The 20,319-nt window shown below is 43.9% G+C and carries 17 protein-coding genes; 14 read left to right on the top strand and 3 right to left on the bottom strand.

The features are described from left to right. Positions 1–430: 430 nt before the first annotated feature. From NTX44_08430 to NTX44_08380, 11 genes are all read left to right on the top strand, one after another. Entirely contained in the window at positions 431–3,340 is a 2,910-nt protein-coding gene (locus NTX44_08430) for a DUF2723 domain-containing protein (GenBank protein ID MCX6121631.1), read from the top strand. A 13-nt stretch (positions 3,341–3,353) separates the two neighbouring features. Then, positions 3,354–4,532 (top strand): 4-phosphoerythronate dehydrogenase, encoded by a 1,179-nt coding sequence (locus NTX44_08425; GenBank protein MCX6121630.1) that lies wholly within the window; start codon positions 3,354–3,356, stop codon positions 4,530–4,532. Further along, complete coding sequence (gene dut, locus NTX44_08420) at positions 4,525–4,998, top strand: dUTP diphosphatase (GenBank protein ID MCX6121629.1); 474 nt, start codon at positions 4,525–4,527, stop codon at positions 4,996–4,998. The genes NTX44_08425 and dut overlap by 8 nt, the downstream gene beginning before the upstream one ends. A 1-nt stretch (position 4,999) precedes the next feature. Continuing rightward, positions 5,000–6,316, top strand: a complete 1,317-nt coding sequence (locus tag NTX44_08415; protein MCX6121628.1) for an AI-2E family transporter — start codon at positions 5,000–5,002, stop codon at positions 6,314–6,316. Continuing rightward, positions 6,316–6,990 (top strand): 16S rRNA (cytidine(1402)-2'-O)-methyltransferase, encoded by a 675-nt coding sequence (gene rsmI / locus NTX44_08410; GenBank protein ID MCX6121627.1) that lies wholly within the window; start codon positions 6,316–6,318, stop codon positions 6,988–6,990. Before NTX44_08415 ends, rsmI begins: the two co-directional genes overlap by 1 nt. A gap of 74 nt (positions 6,991–7,064) precedes the next feature. Then, positions 7,065–7,718, top strand: coding sequence for a response regulator transcription factor (locus tag NTX44_08405; GenBank protein ID MCX6121626.1), 654 nt, complete (start codon positions 7,065–7,067; stop codon positions 7,716–7,718). 181 nt (positions 7,719–7,899) lie between these two features. After that, positions 7,900–8,661 (top strand): T9SS type A sorting domain-containing protein, encoded by a 762-nt coding sequence (locus NTX44_08400; GenBank protein MCX6121625.1) that lies wholly within the window; start codon positions 7,900–7,902, stop codon positions 8,659–8,661. Between the two features lie 96 nt (positions 8,662–8,757). Then, positions 8,758–9,021 carry a hypothetical protein gene (locus NTX44_08395; protein ID MCX6121624.1) on the top strand — a complete coding sequence of 88 codons (264 nt, stop codon included), beginning with the start codon at positions 8,758–8,760 and terminating at the stop codon, positions 9,019–9,021. Between the two features lie 66 nt (positions 9,022–9,087). Further along, on the top strand, positions 9,088–9,309 hold the full coding sequence (locus NTX44_08390) for a hypothetical protein (protein ID MCX6121623.1): 222 nt from the start codon (positions 9,088–9,090) through the stop codon (positions 9,307–9,309). A gap of 268 nt (positions 9,310–9,577) precedes the next feature. Then, positions 9,578–9,985: a hypothetical protein gene (locus NTX44_08385; protein MCX6121622.1), complete on the top strand. Its 408-nt coding sequence runs from the start codon at positions 9,578–9,580 to the stop codon at positions 9,983–9,985. A gap of 664 nt (positions 9,986–10,649) precedes the next feature. Beyond that, positions 10,650–13,175 (top strand): DUF3160 domain-containing protein, encoded by a 2,526-nt coding sequence (locus NTX44_08380; GenBank protein MCX6121621.1) that lies wholly within the window; start codon positions 10,650–10,652, stop codon positions 13,173–13,175. A gap of 300 nt (positions 13,176–13,475) precedes the next feature. Here NTX44_08380 and NTX44_08375 read toward each other — a convergent pair whose 3' ends face one another. From NTX44_08375 to smpB, 3 genes are read right to left on the bottom strand one after another with little or no spacing between them, the layout of a single operon-like run. Next, positions 13,476–14,021 (bottom strand): arginine decarboxylase, pyruvoyl-dependent, encoded by a 546-nt coding sequence (locus NTX44_08375; GenBank protein MCX6121620.1) that lies wholly within the window; start codon positions 14,019–14,021, stop codon positions 13,476–13,478. A gap of 29 nt (positions 14,022–14,050) precedes the next feature. Further along, a complete protein-coding gene (gene tyrS / locus NTX44_08370; GenBank protein ID MCX6121619.1) occupies positions 14,051–15,256 on the bottom strand; it encodes a tyrosine--tRNA ligase in 1,206 nt (401 codons plus the stop codon). A 3-nt stretch (positions 15,257–15,259) separates the two neighbouring features. Continuing rightward, positions 15,260–15,721 (bottom strand): SsrA-binding protein SmpB, encoded by a 462-nt coding sequence (gene smpB, locus NTX44_08365; GenBank protein MCX6121618.1) that lies wholly within the window; start codon positions 15,719–15,721, stop codon positions 15,260–15,262. Between the two features lie 338 nt (positions 15,722–16,059). Between smpB and lpdA the strand changes: the two genes are divergently transcribed. The 3 genes from lpdA to NTX44_08350 are packed head-to-tail and all read left to right on the top strand — an operon-like array spanning position 16,060 to position 20,311. Then, positions 16,060–17,454: a dihydrolipoyl dehydrogenase gene (gene lpdA / locus NTX44_08360; protein ID MCX6121617.1), complete on the top strand. Its 1,395-nt coding sequence runs from the start codon at positions 16,060–16,062 to the stop codon at positions 17,452–17,454. Positions 17,455–17,475: 21 nt separating this feature from the next. Then, a complete protein-coding gene (lipB, locus tag NTX44_08355) occupies positions 17,476–18,213 on the top strand; it encodes a lipoyl(octanoyl) transferase LipB (GenBank protein MCX6121616.1) in 738 nt (245 codons plus the stop codon). A gap of 49 nt (positions 18,214–18,262) precedes the next feature. Beyond that, positions 18,263–20,311 carry a dehydrogenase E1 component subunit alpha/beta gene (locus NTX44_08350; GenBank protein ID MCX6121615.1) on the top strand — a complete coding sequence of 683 codons (2,049 nt, stop codon included), beginning with the start codon at positions 18,263–18,265 and terminating at the stop codon, positions 20,309–20,311. Positions 20,312–20,319: the final 8 nt, after the last annotated feature.

Raw genomic sequence — 20,319 nt, 5'->3', positions numbered from 1 at the left:
AAATAGTAACATCCTTTGTTGAACACCTGACGGAGTTCTCTTTCTTTTGCTGGTTTTTGTTACAAACATGCAACTCCTATCGAGTCTTTCACTCACGATAGAATACAGAACTCCATGGACGTTCCCCAAATATTCATGTTCATAAATTCGAGTTATCTATTATGTTCGATTTGTGCTACTGAGTAGTTTCAAATAATTCCTAACTCAGTCTTAGCGTTAAACCGATCATTCGACTGAGTTTACGTCGAGGTCGCACACTGAAGCCTTGTTGGAACCATAGTTGATTTAGTAAGTCACATTTCGACGAACTCAAGGTGACCTCGCATTTTTATTAAAATTTGAATAAAGCTGTATTTATCCGTTCATTCTTTTCCGATTTATTCTTATCATGTTCCAGCAATTAATTTACAATAACAGGATCATATCAAGCATGAAAAAAAATCTCCTTCATCGCGTCATCGGCGCATTCGTCCTTTTGGTTTCTGCAATTCAATTTATTATCACAGCGCAAGTCTCCGTTTCATTTTGGGATCCGGGTGAACTTTCTGCCGCCGCCTGTCTCATGCAAGTACCGCACCCGCCGGGTGGTCCTCTATTCTCTTTGGTGGGGAGAGTGTTTTATATGCTTCCCATTCCAGGCGATCTTGGCTTCCGAATGAATTTAGTGTCTGCGATAGCAAGTGCCTTCACGGTGTTGTTTTTATATTTGATAGCCGTTAAGGTTATTGAACACTATAAAGGTAAAACATCCGGCACATCGATGGAGAGTGTGGGAACATACCTTGCGGCTGCAATCGGCGCTCTGACGCTATCCTTTAGCGATACCTTCTGGTTTAATGCAGGTGAAGCAAACTACTTTGCAGCAAGTATGCTGCTCTATTCTTCCATTGTTTGGCTGATGATGGTATGGAACGAAAAAGCTGATGAGCCGGGAAGCGAACGTTATCTGCTTCTGATTGCATACATCGGCGGATTATCTGCAGGGCTCCATTTAATGAGCGTATTAACAATTATCATTGTAGGGATTGTCGTAGTTTTTCGGAAATATGTTCATAACGATGAAGAATGCTTACAGTCATCCTATGTCTTTCTAGGACATATGGCTCTCTTGTTCATCATTGCGGTGATTCTCTGGAGCGGTGAAAAAGCAACGCAGGCACAACCACCGGAGGTGGCCAGCGCATTTGATAAGAAATTCATCGTTGCGATGGTGATAGCAAGTCTTGGAGTGCTTGTATTATTTAGGAAAAAGATTGTTAATCGAAACTCCATTTATCTCGCCGTTCTTGTTGGAGGTAGTGCATTTATTGTGATCTTCGCCGGCATCATCAGATACTTTCCAAAGCTGTTGCTTTATATCGCAGGCGATCATCTTGAAGCAGGACTTTTCGTTCTTTTAGGCGTAATGGCTGCTGGCGGGATTGGAGCATATTGGGCTATGAAACAGCGGCGGATGATACTTGCTTTTTCTATTACTGCTGCACTCATAGCAGTACTCGGTTTTACCACTTATACAATGATTGTTATTCGAGCAAACGCAAACTTACCAATGAATGAAAATCACCCAAAATCATTCGCACAGCTTGTCACGTATTTGAATCGAGAACAATACGGTGATTTTCCGATGTTTCAACGTCGATGGTCGTCAGAGCCAGAAAAAGCAGGCATCTATACGAACTACAGCAGTGATCTCGATTTCTTCTTGAAGTATCAGATGAATCACATGTTCCAGCGATATGTTGCTTGGAATTTCATTGGCCGGGCATCGCATGATCAGGATGGAGATTGGACTTGGAAAGGATATTTCGGGATCCCGTTTTTCTTAGGTCTCTTTGGTCTCTATACACTTTTTCGCAAAGACTGGAAGATGGCAACTGTCTTTCTCATAACATTTGTTTTAATGGGATACCTCATTACCTATTATCAGAATCAGCAACAGCCGCAGCCGAGAGATCGTGAATATTTTTATTGCGGTGCATATTTTGTTTTTGCCTTGTGGATAGCGCTTGGCATTAAAGGATTGCTTGATCTTGTTCAGGAAAAACTTTCGCAGCCATCACTCACGAAGCCGGCATTCATCGGGGTACTTGTACTCAGTACCATGTTCGTTCCGGCAAGAATGCTGCAAGTCAATTATTTCACACACGACCGTTCTAAGAATTGGGTACCATGGGATTTTGCCTACAACATGCTCCAGACTTGTGAACAAGATGCCATTCTCTTTACACAAGGCGACAATGATACGTTCCCGTTATGGTACATTCAGGATGTGGAAGGTGTTCGGCGTGATGTAAGAATTGTGAACTTGAGCTTGGTGAATACATCGTGGTACATTTTGTTGATGAAGAATGCATCGGCGTACCCTGAAGCGAAACCAGTGCCGATGAATATGCCGGATTCTTACATTGAGAATATACAGCCGATTGCATGGGAACCGAGAAATGTCGATCTGCCGATCTCAAAGGAAGCAATTGACCTGTATCAGGAAAAGATGGGCATCATGCTGGACACATCTGTTACAAAGAACGAGAAAATCACATTCTTGCTTAAGAATACCCTACAGTTCGGTCAAACGAAGGCTCTTCGTGTCCAAGATATCGCCGTGTACGATATCGTTATGGCAAATGAGTGGAAGCGGCCGATATATTTTGCATCTACTTGTTCACCGGATGCGAAGATCGGCCTTGATGAATATATGTGGTTTAAAGGTTTGGCTTGGAAACTTGAGCCAAGGAAGGCATCGCCGACAAATTTTGGATTAGATCCGGCAATACTTGAAGCGAATCTTCTCAACGAACCGGACGGGTTCTCCAAGACACCGCAAACCGGTTACAAATTCCGGGAAATTGCAAATCCAAAAGTATTCTTTGATGAGAATACATCGAGAATTATTTCCAACTACAGAGCGGCATTTCGCGGCTTGGCTGCGTATTATATGAATGTCGAGAAAAATCCGCAGAAGAGTTTGAAAGTTCTTGACAAAATGGAAACGCTCATGCCGCACGCGAAAATTCCGTTCGGATGGGAATATGCTTGGGAGATGGCGAATTTTTATCATGCACTTGGACGCATAGATCGGGTCAAAGATATGGCAGCTGAAGTCGAACCGGCATGCCTTGGCCTTATTGAAAGGGGTGAGGTGAATATGAATTCCTATTACAATCCGTACCGAGCACTTCTTGATATTTACGAGATGACAAAGGAATATGATAAATCACTGAATCTTTTACGCCAGCTTGCAGTCAAATATCCATCAGATTCTAGCTTGAAACAGAGAATTCAAATGTTAGAACAGATGAGCAAACAATCGGTTACAACCGCACCAGAAACAGGGAAATAATATACTACACAATATGCCGCGAGACGTCCATATTGTCGTCAACAAGCATACTCCGTACGTTGTGCAGGCTTTTGAGAAGATCGGAATAGTAACTGCGCTTGGTACGCATGAAATTACTAAAGACGCGGTACGAGATGCTGATATTCTGATTGTCCGTTCGGAGACAAAAGTGAATCGCGATCTTCTTGAGGGAAGCCGTGTGAAATTTGTCGGCACGGTGACTATCGGAACAGATCACGTTGACGAAGAGTATCTTAAAAAAAATGGGATTACATTTGTCAGCGCGCCGGGTAGTAATTCCAATTCGGTTTCCGAATATATAACAGCAGCTCTTTTAGAATTAGCGCATAGCAAGGGCTTCTCGCTGCATGAAAAGACCATCGGTATTATTGGTGTCGGTAATGTTGGAAGCAAAGTATGGCGTAAAGCGGAAGCGCTTGGCTTGCGAGTGATTTTGAACGATCCGCCACTTGAACGCCAGGGAAGCAGCTATCCCCTACATTCTTTGGATGAAGTGATGGAAGCGGATATTGTAACACTGCATATTCCGCTGACACGTACGGGGTTCGATGCAACATATCATCTTTTTGATGAAAAGAGAATTTGCAAAATGAAACATGCTAGTATTCTCTTCAATACATCGCGCGGCGCTGTTGTGGAAGGAGAAGCGTTAAAAAGAAAGTTGTTTGATAAGCATCTTGCAGCGGCGGTGCTTGATGTATGGGAGGGAGAACCGACTATCAATTCTTCTCTGCTTGATCTTGTAGCGATCGGATCACCGCATATTGCAGGATATTCATTAGACGGCAAGGTGAATGCCCTCCGAATGAATTATGAAGCCGTCTGCCGTTTTCTGTCTTTACCCGTCGACCGGGATATGAACACACTTGTGCCTGAACCAGCATTGCCGGAAATAAAAAATGATGCGCTGAACATATCACATGAACACGCGCTTCGAGAAATCGTACGTCAATGCTATGATATTCGTTTGGATGATCGTCTTCTGCGTCTGTTGGTATCGCTTCCAGAAACAGAACGCGGTAAGTATTTTCAAAAACTTCGTGCAGAGTACCGGATAAGAAGAGAATTTTTTAATTATACTGTTTTTCTTCCAAACGAAGCAAAGGAAATAGCTCGTGTGCTTCATTTGCTCGGATTCAAAGTCAACACAGAAGGAAAAATAAATGGCTGAAACTCTGTTCGCAAGAATTCTGAGAGTCCATCCGGAACAGACGGACATTCCATTACCAAATTATGCAACAGAGGGATCTGCTGGAATGGATATTTGCGCAGCCGTGGAACAGGATATTGAAATTCTGCCAGGTGAAACCACATTAATTCCATCAGGATTTGTCATCGAGCTGCCGCAAGGATATGAAGCGCAGGTTCGACCGCGAAGCGGTCTTGCCATCAAGCATAGTATTGGAATTCTCAACTCACCAGGGACTATTGATTCCGATTATCGCGGTGAAGTAAAAATTATCCTATCGAATTTTGGAAAAACGCCATACATCATTCATCGTGGAGATCGTATTGCTCAAATGATTGTAGCACAATACGAACGCGTTCACTGGAAAGAAACGTCGTCGCTTGCTGATTCTGTACGCGGAGATGGCGGTTTCGGGCATACGGGGGTTCTCTCCAAAGGAAAAAACTAATATGGCGAAACGACGAGCAGAAAAAAAATCGACGAAATCGAATTCCTCGGAATCGATTACGTCACAGGGTGTTCGATGGGATTCGCTTTTTACTTCACTCGGTAGAATTGAAATCGTTCTGTTTGTGGGAGGTATGCTGCTGCTCATGGTTCTCATTTATACGATTCATGAAATCCTTTCTCCATTCCTTGCGCTTGGCGCTATTCTTTTTATTCTTTTTCCACTTCGCCGTTATTTACTTGCCAGGAATATTATGTGGCTGGCAATCGTGTTATTTGCTTTGTGGTTTTTAGATGCCATATCGACGATTCTTGCTCCATTTGTTGTTTCACTGGTCTTCGCGTATATGCTCAATCCTATTGTAGATCTTTTCCAAAGCTGGAAAATTCCTCGATGGGTTACTTCGCTTGTGCTCATTCTTTTATTTATCACCAGTATAACGCTCGTTCTTTTTTTCGTGCTGCCGGTAGCATTGACACAGTTTGAAGGAGTGTTGGACACACTTTCAAAAATTATGAATGACTATCGGAATACGATATGGGAGAGTCATCTCATAAAAATTCTCGAGCGTTATGGCATTTCTGTGAATGAGCTCCGTAATACATTTTCGAATCAATTGACACCGCGTTTTGAGGACATTCTCAAAGCGCTCCTCAAAGGGCTCGGTTCTTTGATGAGCAGTATCTCCGGCCTCATCACTCAAATATTCTATATAATCCTTGTACCATTTCTTACGTTTTATTTCTTAACGGACTTTCCTAAAATAGGCCATCGCTTTTTGAAACTCTTTCCCAGGCGAACACGCGATCAAGTGGAAGATTACATGAATCGTGCAGACGATCTCATTGGACATTATTTACGCGGTGCCTTGACTGTAGCATTTCTTGAAGGCATCGTTGTTGCGTTTCTTTTTTCTGTTGTCGGTATCAAATATGCGCTTTTGCTTGGACTGCTTGCGTGCGTTTTCGATCTTGTGCCATATTTTGGTTTGTTCGCGATTATGGCACTCTCATCAGTCATTGCGCTCGTCAGTGGTCCGCCGGCTTTGACAAAGCTGTCAATTGCTATCGTTTCTATTGCCGTCCTTCACATGGCGGAAGTTACTTTCCTGTCTCCCAAAATTATTGGCAGCAAAGTAGGATTGCATCCGCTTCTCATTATTCTTTCGTTACTTATCTTCATGTATTTTCTGGGTTTCGTTGGTTTGTTGATTGCCGTCCCAACGACGGCATTAACCATTTTATTTGTGAGAGATTGGGAAACACGGAGACGCGGAACCAAATCACCTTCTGGAGAATCTTCCACAACGGCGCTCTAATGTCAGGTACTCTTTATCTTGTTGCAACTCCAATAGGCAATTACGATGACATCACCTTGCGTGCATTGAAGGCGCTTAAGTCGGTAGATGTCGTTGTATGCGAAGAACGAAGTGAAGGATTGCGTTTGCTTCGACACTATGGAATTGAAAAGCAGGTCGAGACGTTGAACGAACACAATGAAGCTGCAGCAGCAAGTATTATGATCGATGTGTTGAAAGAGGGAAAATCGGTCGCATTGATCTCAGACGCAGGTACGCCGGTGTTTTCGGATCCAGGAAGAGTATTGGTAGAGAAAGCAATTCGACACAACATAAAGATTGTTCCGGTGCCCGGCGCTTCCTCGTTATTGCCGGCACTCATCGTCTCAGGATTTCCAATCAAAGAATTTGTATTTGCAGGATTCCTTTCGCCAAAACGTGAACGGCGGCTGACAGAATTACGCAACTTCAAAAAAGAACAGAGAACTATTGTGTTCATGGATACGCCGTACCGTCTTGTACAACTTTTGCGTGATATGGCGGATGTTTTCGGAGAGACTCGGCGTGTGTGCGTAGCATTTGATCTCACATTGCCTTCGGAAGAGATTTATCACAGCACGCCTCCAAAGTTATATCAGCAGTTTCTCAAAGATGAAAAAAAGGGAGAATTTGTGATTGTACTGGAAGGGAAGTAAAAACTCCTGGTTGTTCGGATCTCCTTTCAAATCTAACACAGTAATAATAATACATAGTTACCAAGGAGTGTACTATGAGAGAAATAACGATTATTCTTGCTGATGATCATCCATTATTGCGCCTTGGATTGCGCGAGATCATACACCAGCATACCGGTTTTCGTGTCGTTGCAGAAGCTGGCAACGGTGAGCGCGCGCTTGAACTTATAGAACAGTTAAGACCATCTATCGCCATCCTTGATATTGATATGCCTAAGTTGAGCGGACTTGATGTAGTAAAGCAAATTCTTAAACGTAAGATTCCGACAGAAATCATCATTTTAACAATGCACGGTGAAGCATCCTTCGTAGAGCGAGCCATAGATCTCGGTGTGATGGGGTATGTGCTGAAAGAAAGCGTTGAGTATGAGATATGCGCAGCGATTGAATCAGTCCATAATGGAAAGCCTTATGTGAGTCCATCCCTTTCGAATATTCTCCTGAAACGCAATAATCATTCTAAGGAAGGAGTCGAGAAGAAGCTTGGAATTACCGAACTTAGTCCTGCCGAAAGAAATGTGCTGAAATTAGTGGCAGACAATAAAACCACAAAAGAAATCGCAGACATGTTGTTCGTGAGCGAGCGTACAGTTGAATCGCACCGTTCGAGCATTTGTTCGAAACTTGATCTCCATGGTCAGAATGCTCTTCTGCGTTATGCTATGACGATTAAAAACCGCATAGAATAAAGACGCTTTCCGCTGAAAATAATCCTCAACAAGTAATCATCACCGATCTTCACATTTTCCGTACTAGTACGGATCAAATTCGGTATCGGTACGTATAGTATTCCGTCATCTTCCATGGTATTTTTTCCCCATCACAAAGACGAGAGTAACTCCTTTGTGAGTGCAATGAAAGATGATTTCAATGACGACGATCCAACAAAGATTCTCCCAAATTCTCATTCTCTTGATAACCGCAGCGCTTTCAGCTTCTGCAGGGAATGAACTGAAGGTTGTACGGACATCACTAAGTTCATTCGATATCCAGTTTGCCAATTCCGTAGCATTTGCAGGAATTCAGTTCAGCGTGCATCTTTCATCCGCCATTGTATTGGAATCAGTCAAACCGGGAACTCAGACAGCAGAATCGTCTTGGATCGTTGATTCGTACGTTGCAGATGACTCCACCATCAATGTTGTGGTACTCAACCTCATGCAACAAAGCTTTTGCGACGGATCGGGAACTCTCGCTTCTATTCTTTTTAAAGTAGTCGGTCCGCAAAAAACGAACTCTGTTATATTATCAAATGTAATGGTCATTGACAAAAATGGTGATAGTCTTGGAGTAACGATTACGAATTTGGTATGGAATGACAAAAACCTCTCAATAACGAATACCGATAAAATGAAGTCATTTGTTCTTGGACAAAATTTTCCGAATCCGTTCAATCCCTCTACCATGCTTACGTATCGACTGAATGTGCCGGCCCAAGTGCGGTTAAGCATCTATGATATAGCGGGACGCGAGGTAACACGATTGATCGATCAATATCAATATGTAGGTGAGTATCAAGTAAAATGGGATAGTAATTCGAATAATGGACAAAAGCTGGCTTCGGGCATGTATGTGGCCCGACTCAGTGTCGATAATAACAGTATCTCACGGAAAATGTTACTGACAAAATGAGCACGTCCCGATATTCATTCTGTCATATTTTCTTGTTGGATTTAACAGTGATAAAAGTTTCTTTCTAATGTATTAACTCATAGAAGGGCATCTCTTATGGCAACATCTCAATGTCTCAAATGCGGGAATCGATTCTTTGAATCAGTTGTGAAAATTCCTATTGGATCCCCGCGAAGGGTCATGTTCATTCAATGTTCTGTGTGTGGTGGAGTCGTTGGTGTTCAGGAAGAGCATGGTCAGAGCTCAAAAAAGGATGCCGAACGAATCGAACTCATGGAAGAACCGGCACGTTCTTTTTTCAAGACTCAGACCGTCGTTCCTTCTGACATCAACACCGTCCTGAGGCTGCTTTACGGATGAGAATATTTCTTCTGATCAACTTTCATCCGAAGGGATTCTTCTATCAAATCAACTATTGGAGTCTATATGAAGTCTGCAGTAAAGATTGAAGAACTTCAAAAACTTATCCCATCGACCAGATCAATGTTGTATTTACAGATCGCGGGAGTGCAAATCTTTTTGATCGCATTATTGTTTTCAAGTGAAAACATCATGTATACTCTTCTTTTACTGATTGGAGCGGCGGCACTTACAGAAGGTTTTGAAAAAACGAGATTGCAGAACAAGATCAAACAAATAATAGAATGAAGGATCGCTTTTGCATCCTTCTAACGAATTTAATGTTTTTCACTGTTGAATTTCTTGCAAACCTATAATGGTATCACCTGTATTTTTAAAATACACGCATTTGCGTGATTGACAGTCAACTTCTTTTTATGATAATTTCTCTTGTTAAAACAATGACGGAAACATACAGCAATAGAGTGCTTCTATAGGTATTTGACACAATTAAAATTGTGAAATGTATCCGTTGATAAAAGAACAGGGAGCAATAGGATAGAACAGGAGGTACCGTATGAATGTCGCGAGGACTGTCAGAAATGAAACGAAGGCCATTTCACTGAGACTATCGGACTTAAATAATGGTGAATATCTTTTGTATAAATTGAAAGTGTGGGGATCTCAAGGTATATTTTCTATTGTGGATGAAAAAAGTAGAGTTCTTATGAAATACTCTGACTTCCCCAATCCCCAACAGGAATATTTGCTTAAGTGGCCGAAAACGCCAGCAGATATTCCGGCTGAGAATGATATTATTTACACACTGGCAGTTTCCTTCATGAAGGCTACGAAATATTCCTATGCCGTTGAGCATTATAAAGCGGATGGATCTTCGCCTGTCACTCTTAAAAGTATCGACTTTGAGAGCCAGAAAGCCCTGGATTCGGATTACAATACACTGAGAATACTTCTTACTCAATAGGAATAACAGTAGTGTAAGTTAATATTGCAGCTGAAAGAGACAACAGATTGTATTAGTCTTTTCCTCTCCGCATACTAGACCGTCAATTCACAGCTTACCATCTCATTGACTTTAGATAATTATTTTATAAAAAAGAGTGATTACCGCTAAAACCAGATAAAACCATGCTAAATGCAACAGATTGATGGGGAAATGAAATCGGAGAATCGCCAAATGTCAGACTACAAGACAAATCGATATCCGTCAAGTACCAAATGCAAAATATCTCACTCCCTAGTAGTGAGCTGTTGTGGAATCCCGTCCGACTTTGTCCGAGGTTGACCAAAAAGTGTAAAATTAACGGTAGTCGAAACCTTCAGGTTTCGTTTTCAGATAATAAACAAAGACTAAAGTCTTCAACTACCATGTTTTCGGTACTTTTTGGTCAGGCATGCGGTCGCGACTAAAGTCGGATCTTGATCTCGTGGCGCAATATGCGTTACGGACTTATCCCGACATAAATATTCTTGCAAGATAGCGTTTGCTACATTCTCAGGCTTTCAGCTATCGGGAATCTATCTTTTAAATAATTCACTGTGTGAAATAGCCCACTACCTAAGAGGCTTGATTCTTTTCCGAGGATAGTGTACGTTTCATAAAGAAAAATTCTCCCGGGAGGAGTATCATGAAAAGAATTATTATCTCTTTATTCGCAGTGGGAATATTCTCTATGACCGCCGCCGCTCAGAGCTCATTTGATGTGCAAGCCTATCAATCCTTTTTACAGAGTTCAAAAAATCTAACACCCGCTGAGCTTCGATCATCGCATGATGCTGGAATATTCGATGCTCAAATTCACCAGAGTGCACCTCCGGCATACTTCGATACGATTAATCGGTATTATTCTCTGACAGCATATGAAAGAACATTGCTGGAGAGCCATGGATTTGTAGCAACCGCCCGGTTGTCGAAGCCTACCTTTATGGCTGCCTTTACTGAAATATTCCAACGCGATTTGCCAGTCTATGTCTCGAGCGATGCGATACTTCATGCAATCCATATGTCCTATGACGCAATCCTGATGGATGTTGAAGAGCAAAAAATGATTCCTTGGCTCGATACACTTCTCATGCAGATGCATGCACAGGTTCCTGTTCTGGCGAATGGATATGCATTGGACACTGGGATGACGACGATGTTGAAGGATCTCGATGTTTATCTCACAGTCCCGAGAAAACTCCTCGGCCGCGCTGTCAACCCCGTGTATTCAGAAAATGCAGCAACGATCTCTGCATTACTTCAAGATATTCAATCTCAGGTTCCGAATACTATTCCAATCTTCTCCGAAACATCTCGAAAATATGACTTTAGCCAGTTTACCGTACGTGGGCATTATACGTTAAGTCCTGAACTGGGTGCATATTTCAAAGCAATGATGTGGCTGGGGCGGACAGAAATATATTTAATACCTCCGCGGGAAGCCGGTGCAGCAGCAGTTCCTGACAATGATGTCCAACGCCAAACGATTCTCGCCGCACTCACAACGGAAGCGATCGCCGGTGCAAAAGCACAACGCCTTCTCGACACGCTCGATGCCGTGATCCAGTTTTTCGTTGGTGAAGCAGATAATGTCACCTGTAAAAACATTCAAGATCTTCTGCATGAAAATTCTATTCAATCTGCCAGCGCGATGCTGGATACTTCTGTTTGGCGAAAATTTCAGAATTCTCTACTCAATAAACCGTACACGTTCCAACGCATTTTATCTCAAATGCTTTGGTCGGATCCGCTTTCCCCGGAGAAAATTCGCCCGGCATCAGCGTTCCTTCTTCTCGGACAGCGGTTTATTGTCGATTCCTATATCACAGGGAATGTTGTCTACGACCGCATCCCGGCGCCCCGGATGCTTCCCTCCTCGCTCGATGTTCTCTTTGCCCTTGGGAACGATGCAGCCGCACAATTGCTCGATTCACAGTTGGACCAATATGGATATGCCCCGAACCTCGCATCGCTCCGATATATGGTCGATTCGTATGATGACAGTTTCTGGAGGAGCACACTCTATAATGGCTGGTTGCACAGTCTTCGCGCACTCAATCCGCCTCAGGTACGCGATTCGCTTCCTGCGTTTATGCAGACCGCGGCCTGGTGGCAGCAAAAGATGAATACTCAGCTTGCTTCCTGGGCAGAATTGCGTCACGACAACCTTCTCTATGCAAAGCAGTCGTATTCCGGTATGGTCATTTGCTCATATCCGGAAAGTTATGTCGAACCGATCCCCGAATTCTACGCGCGAATAAAAATCTTTGCTGATGGTGCGAAAGATTTTTTTAGCAGAATGAACATTGGGCAGACGACGAGTTATTTCCAATATCTGTCCGCTACAGCCGACACGCTGCGAATTATTGCGCAAAAGACATTCTCTCATATACCCATCAATCAAACAGAGCATGTATTTCTTGAACACATGATAAATATTACGTCCGGAGGTGGATGTAGCGGCCCCACTACCTCATACACGGGATGGTATCCTCAGCTCTACTATACACACAGTGGCGGATATGATAAATACGATGCCCTTGTTGCCGATATCCATACCGCTCCTACAGATGCATTCGGCAACATGGTCGGCTGGGTAATGCATGTCGGCACGGGAAAGGTCGATATGATGATGCTTAACGCAACAACGACCGATGGACGCCCGATGTCCTATATCGGACCAGTGTATCGGTATTATGAATATGTCAGCACTAATTTTAAACGACTGACGGATGAAGAGTGGAGGGCGATGGGGGAGAATCCGCCGATCGCCCGTCCGAGTTTTGCACATCTGTACCTCGCCGATTCGACCGGAAATTCACCCGGATTAGCGTCATCACTGAGGACGACTGATGTTCATGAAATAAAACCGCCGCAAACACCGTCGGATTTTTGGTTAGGTCAGAATTTTCCCAATCCATTCAATAGTACGACAATTATTCCATTCTCCATACCGGCGTCACTTGGACATCAACCTGTTATGATCAAGATCTACAATACGATGGGCCAGGAGATTGCTCTCTTGCTCAACCAGGAATTCCCGGAAGGTTCGTACGTTGTGCGGTGGGATGGAACGACACGCGACGGTCTCTCTATGGCAAGTGGAGTTTATTTTTATACTGTCGCAGTCGGGTTGAGACAACAAACCGGTAAGATGATGCTGTTGAAATAATTCATTTACCTCTCCGATCGCTGAGGGCGGTCGGAGAGGTAGTAGCTCTTTCGTGGAAGCAGCTATTCCGCCGTTAACGCTCCCAAGCAGAGCTTGGGAGCGAGTAGATGATGCTGTTGAAATAATTCATTTACCTCTCCGATCGCTGAAAGCGGTCGGAGAGGTGGTTTCAAGTTGCGAAGGTTATTATCTGCGCTACCATGTAGAGTTTGGGGGTGAGTAAAAACAAAAAAGGCGGCCATATCAAGGGAACCGCCTTACTGATATTCTCATGAATATGCAGGACGCTGCAGATGAAAGCTACGGTAGCAACATTGCCGCAGCAACTACCGATGTCCATAAACCATTCTTATCACCCTCAGCAGATTGTGTTACGTTAAATGTGCGGACAATCTTGCCGGACATCTTGAATATTTTTTCCCGCTCATCCCATTCGGTATTTGGGTCAAATTGCACTCCAAGTGTTGTGGCAAGCATCGAAGCTGCAAGGTCTTCTGCATATTCACCGGCACGTTCATCTGTTTCACCAAAAGGGTGGTGCTCTGAAAGATATCCATAGACAGAATCGTCAGCGGGCTGCGCAACACCAATCGAAGCCGCTATAAGGCGATTGGGTTCGTTTGTAGCGTTTCGTGCCATAACACAGAATGTAATCTGCCCGGCGCTTAATTGCTTCACGCCTTCATCTTTCGGAATACGCTTGCAGCCTGGCGGATAGATACTGGAAACAGTGACGAGATTGCAGATTTCAATTCCTGCATCGCGCAAGGCGAGTTCAAAAGATTGCAGGTAGTCTCTGTGGCGTCCAACGCCTTTGGTGAAAAACATTTTAGTGGGAGTGAACAATTTTATTTTCTCCGCCTCGTGGTGAATAATTATCGTTTAACTTTTAGAAAACGCCGCTTCCCGACTTTGAGGATGAACTCGTCTTTATCGGGCAAAAGTACGTTGGGGTCGGTTACACGCTCATCATCAATGCTGACCCCGCCTTGATCGATAAGCCGTCGAGCTTCGCCTTTCGAGGCAGCAAGTTTTGCCTCGGTCAGCAAGGCAATAATGTTGCCAGATTCACTCCGCTTGAACTCTTCAATATTGTCCGGAATGCTTTTTTGTACAAAAATTTTATCAAATTCTTTTTCCGCATCGTCTGCTGAAGCTTGAGAATGATACATGCGCACAAGTGTCCGTGCAAGCAACCGTTTTATATTGCGTGGGTTGTTTATTGGATTTTCAAGTGAGGATTTGATCTCTAATAATTCTTGTTTTGGTACATCGGTTACTAGCTCGAAGTATTGATAAATCAATTTGTCGGGAATACTCAGCGTCTTACCAAAGATTTCTTTTGGCGGATCGCTTATGCCAATGTAATTATCTAACGATTTGCTCATCTTGTCGACACCATCAGTGCCCACAAGGATCGGCATAGTCAAAATAACCTGCGGTTCCTGGTTGTATTCCCGTTGAATATCTCTTCCGACTAACAGATTGAATTTCTGATCTGTTCCGCCAAGTTCGACATCTGAATGGATGGCAACTGAATCCATTGCTTGTGCGAGAGGGTAGAGAAATTCATGCACACTAATCGGTTCGCCTGCTTTATAGCGAATTGTAAAATCATCCCGCTCGAGCATCCTCGCAACTGTGTACTTGCTGGCAAGACGAATTACATCTGCAAAGCTCATCTTATTCAACCAATCGGAATTGTACTGCATCGATACTCTCTGGGTGGAGAGTATTTTTTCAGCCTGTTCAAAATACGATTGGCCGTTACGGTGTGTCTCTTCAAGTGTCAACGATGGGCGCGTTTTGCTCTTACCCGAAGGATCGCCAATCATTCCTGTAAAGTCGCCGATGATGAGAATCGCGATATGACCGAGATCCTGAAACTGTCGAAGTTTTCGGAGAACAACAGAATGACCTAAATGTAAATCAGGACGGCTTGGGTCGCAGCCAAGTTTGATGTTGAGTGGTGTATCTGTTTTGATGGAACGCTCAAGCTTTTTAACGATGTCCTCTTCGGGAATAATTTCCGAGGTACCGCGCTTGATGACATCCATTTGTTCGTTAATAGTTGGGAACAATTCTTACGTTCTACTCCTTCTCGCTCTTGCAATGTCACGTTCTGCATCGCGCTTGGCAATTGCATCACGCTTATCATAACTTTTCTTGCCGCGCGCCAGCGCCAGCTCGACTTTCGCGTAGGGGCCTTTAAAATATACCGACAATGGAATAAGTGTCAATCCTTTTTCTTTCATTCCGCCAATGAGTTTGCGGATTTGTTTCCTCTGTAAGAGGAGCTTCCGTTTGCGGCGGGGATCATGATTATTGATGTTCCCTTGTTCGTACGGACTTATATGCATTCCTTCCAACCACACTTCGCCGCTTCGCAATTCCGCATAACTATCCTGGAGATTTGCATTACCTTTGCGCAGCGATTTTACTTCGGTGCCGGTGAGAACAATACCGGCTTCCAATGCTTCGATAATAAAATATTCGTGCCGCGCTTTGCGGTTGCTTATGGAAATACGTTGTGGTGTTTCAGACATCCGCTTTTATTTTAACATACCTGAAAAGTAAAAAAGAATCAATCGGAAATCGAAATTATATGATGAGAACTATTTAATCTCATTTTGACGATGAAATGTTTTTTTGGGGGGTCAAAGTCGGTACATGCCTGTTCGTTGTCGGCCTATTCGTTTGCATACACTGAGCGGGGATCTCGTGATGAATGCAAAAATTATCGTTCGGCGAATGGGAACTTGATGCCGTTGTTCATCGTTTTAGAGAACGAGATCAAAGGAAGCGATCGGCTGTTTTGCCTTTCGGAACACTTCTGGCTATATTATGAATACATAGTCATAATTCCTCATGTGAAAGATTTCCTATGGCAGAACGACAATATGATGTGACGGTGATTGGCGGGGGTCCTGGCGGATATGTTGCTGCGATTCGTGCCGCACAATTAGGCATGAAGGTCGGCTTGATAGAACGGGAAAAGCTCGGCGGTGTTTGCCTCAACTGGGGATGCATTCCTTCGAAAGCACTGCTGAAGAGTGCGGAACTGTATAATGCTTTTAAAAAGTCGCAGGAGTTCGGGATATCTCACACGGGATTATCTTACGATTTCTCTAAAATTATTGCTCGAAGCCGCGGTGTGGCTGACCGCGTTTCTAAAGGTGTCGAGTACCTGATGAGGAAAAATAAAATTGAAATTGTTTCTGGAACTGCGAAACTAACCGGAAAAAATTCAATCGAAGTGACAATAGAGAATAAAGTCACAGATACGATCAAAACGAAGAATATTATTATTGCAACCGGCGGCAGACCGCGCTCTATACCAGGCGTTACAATCGACCGGAAAAAGATTATGACAAGTTCCGAAGCAATGACACTATCGGAGCAGCCGAAGTCGATGATTATTATTGGCGGCGGCGCCATAGGCGTTGAATTTGCTTACTTCTATAACTCGTTTGGCACAAAGGTGACAATTATTGAAATGCTGCCGTCCATTCTGCCGATGGAAGATAAAGAGATCACTAAAATTCTTGATGCAAGCTTGAAGAAATCCGGTATTGATATTCTCGCAAACACAAAGGTTGAAGGTGTGAAAATCGGTGATAGTGTTACAGTGACGGTTTTAGACAAAGATGGAAAGAAAGACGTAGTTGCAGATGTAGCGTTAATGGCGGTTGGTGTTCAAGCGAACGTAGATCATCTTGGTTTGGAAGCACTCGGCGTTACGTTAGAACGCGGATTTATTGCAGTGAACGAATTTGGAAAAACGAATATAGACGGAATTTATGCAGTCGGTGATGTTGCCGGGCCGCCATTGCTTGCGCACGTTGCCTCGCATGAAGGCATCGTATCGGCAGATCACATTGCAGGAAAAGCGAAGCACGGTATTGACAAAACAAATATTCCAAGCTGTACCTATTGCCAGCCGCAAGTTGCAAGTGTTGGATTAACAGAAGATGCAGCAATTGCAAAGGGATACAAAGTGAAAGTTGGACGTTTTCCATTCCGTCCTCTCGGTAAAGCGATGGCGATTGGTGAAACGGAGGGAATTGTAAAACTGGTTTTCGATGAAAAATTCGGTGAGCTGCTTGGTGCGCACATCATTGGCTCGGAGGCAACAGAAATGATTGCAGAACTCGGGATTGCCAAAGCGCTTGAGACAACATGGGAAGAGCTAAACCACACGATGCATGCGCATCCGACATTATCAGAAGCAGTGATGGAAGCGGCCGGACAGGCATTTGATGTTGCGATTCATATTTAAAAATATGATAAGAGAAATATATTGATCCCGCTTCTTGTCTCTAACATTGGACGCACACGATACGCAGATGCGTGGACGCTTCAACAAGAACTATGGACACTACGGCATACAGAGGCAATTCAAGATATACTGCTTCTCACCGAGCATGAACATGTCTATACACTCGGCAAATCGACCGATGACAATCATCTTCTTGCGACAGAAGTAGAACTGAAAATCTCCAGCACGGACGTTTTCCATGTCGACCGCGGCGGCGATATCACATATCACGGTCCTGGACAACTCGTTGGCTATCCCATCATTGACCTCAATAATTACTTTTTGGATATTCACCGCTACTTGCGGAGCTTGGAAGAAGTAATTATTAAAACGCTGGCTGTATTTGGAATCTTGGCCGGGCGTGAGAAGGATATGACGGGTGTGTGGGTGAAAGAAGAAAAGATAGCCGCCATCGGTGTGAAGGTGAGCCGCTGGGTAACAATGCATGGATTTGCGCTCAACGTGGATACAGATTTATCGAAGTTCGATCGGATTATTCCATGCGGCATCTTTCATAAAGGAGTGACATCGATGCAGCGAACGCTGGGGCAAGAAGTTCCCATCGACTCTGTCCAAAAGGCGATCGTTGAATCTTTTGCGGATGTATTTGGATGCAAACCCCATTGGATAGAAAAAGATAAATTGGATGCGAGCATAATTACAGATACGACACAACAACAAAGAGCGGACGAATTATCTAAGAGTATTGTAACGGATTGAAAGATCAACGGTCATGGTTATTCATAACTTATAAGGAGCCTCGCGAAACGTGAGAGGTGCAACGCACGCTATAGAAACAAGTGATGTACGCGCACTTGGATTGTCAAAAGAGGATTTGATTCAAGCGTATCGAATCATGCTTCTTTCCCGCCGGATGGATGATAAGCAGCTCATGATCCTGAAACAAGGGAAATCATTTTTCCATATTGGCGGATCAGGACATGAAGCGGCGCAGATTGCGGCAGCAGCTGCCTTGCGGCCAGGGTACGACTGGGCTTTTCCCTATTATCGTGATCAGGCTTTTGTTCTAAAATATGGAATGACGCCTCAAGATATTTTCCTCGCAGCATTACATCGTGAGAACGACCCGACAAGCGGAGCTCGACAAATGCCTGGGCATTTTGGAATGAAACAGCTCCGTATTATTGCGCAATCCAGTCCCACGGGGACACAATTCCTTCAAGCTGTTGGAGTCGCGCTTGCCGTGAAGAGAGAAAAATTGGATGAAGTGGTCTATGTTTCTTCCGGAGAAGGAGCGACAAGTGAAGGAGAATTTTACGAAGCATTGAACTGGGCAGCACGCGAAGCGTTGCCTGTGATTTTTTTTATTCAAGACAATAAATTAGCAATTTCGGTCCCTGTGACTGCTCAAACCGCCGGTGGTTCGATTTACGAAGTAGCCAAGGGTTTTAAAGGGCTTGAGCGTTTTCAATGTGATGGAACTGATATTGTAGAAACATACGTGACGATGCAAAAAGCTGTCCAGCATGCTCGAGAACACAAAGGGCCGTCGCTGATCCATGCACATGTCGTTCGCCTTCTGCCGCATTCATCGTCAGATGATCATCGCAAATACCGCACAGCAGAAGACATAGAGCTGGACCGCCGGCGCGATCCAATTCCACGATTGGCTCACTTACTGCTTGAACAAGGATATTTACTTGAGGACGAAGCAGATGAGATGAAGGAAGAAGTGAAACGTACGGTCGACGATGTTGCAGAGTGGGCGGAAAGCCAATCGCTTCCGGATCCTTCAACGGTTATGAACCATCTCTATGGCATCTCTCACGCGAATCCGCCAAAGGAATTTGTTGAACCGACTCACACGCGAAGCAAAATTGTTATGATAGATGCCATCAACCATGCTTTGGATGAAGAAATGGGAATCAATCCAAAAATGGTTACCTTTGGCGAAGATATTGCCGATGGAAAAGGCGGCGTCTTCACTGCCACCAAAGGATTGCTGACAAAGTATGGAAGCGATCGGACATTCAACTCACAGTTAGCAGAAGCGAGTATTGTCGGTGCAGCAATTGGTATGGCATTAAAAGGGTGGACTCCAGTCACAGAAATTCAATTTGGGGATTATATCTGGCCTGCGTTCATGCAGATAAGAAATGAACTATCGATGATGCGTTATCGTTCAAACGGTACTTGGTCTTGCCCCTTGGTCATCCGGGTTCCGATTGGTGGATATATTCACGGCGGACTGTATCACAGCCAGAGCATTGAAGCCTTCATGGCGCACATTCCTGGAATTCGTCTGGCTTTTCCATCGACAGCCGCAGATGCAAAAGGACTATTGAAATCCTCAATTCGTGGAGATGATCCGGTGATTTTTATGGAGCATAAAGCATTGTACAGGCAGGGATACGCTTCAACTCCCGAACCCGATGCAGACTATATGCTGCCGTTCGGCGTAGCAGCTGTAAGACGTGAAGGAAAAGATATTACAATCATCACGTATGGAGCAATGGTCCAGCAATCATTAGAAGCTGCGCGAGCGATAGAGTCAAACGGTGTGAGTGTAGAAGTGATTGATCTGCGTACACTGAATCCACTGGATGAAGAAACGATTTACCAATCGGTAAAGAAAACGAATAAAGTTGCGGTGATCCATGAAGATACTTTGACAGGCGGTTTTGGAGCAGAGATTGCGGCTCTTATATCTACGAATTGTTTTGAATATCTCGATGCACCTGTTGTACGAATTGCTGCACTCGATACTCCGATTCCTTATAGCCCTCCGCTTGAAGATGCTGTGCTGCCGAACAAACAAAAAATACTTGCTGCTCTTGAACGGCTTGCTCGTTATTAAGAAAGAGA

The sequence above is a fragment of the Ignavibacteriales bacterium genome, assembly GCA_026390575.1.
Taxonomy (GTDB): domain Bacteria; phylum Bacteroidota; class Ignavibacteria; order UBA10030; family UBA10030; genus Fen-1298.
Note: the sequence above shows the minus strand (reverse complement) of the source record. Positions and strands in the feature narration are given on the sequence as shown.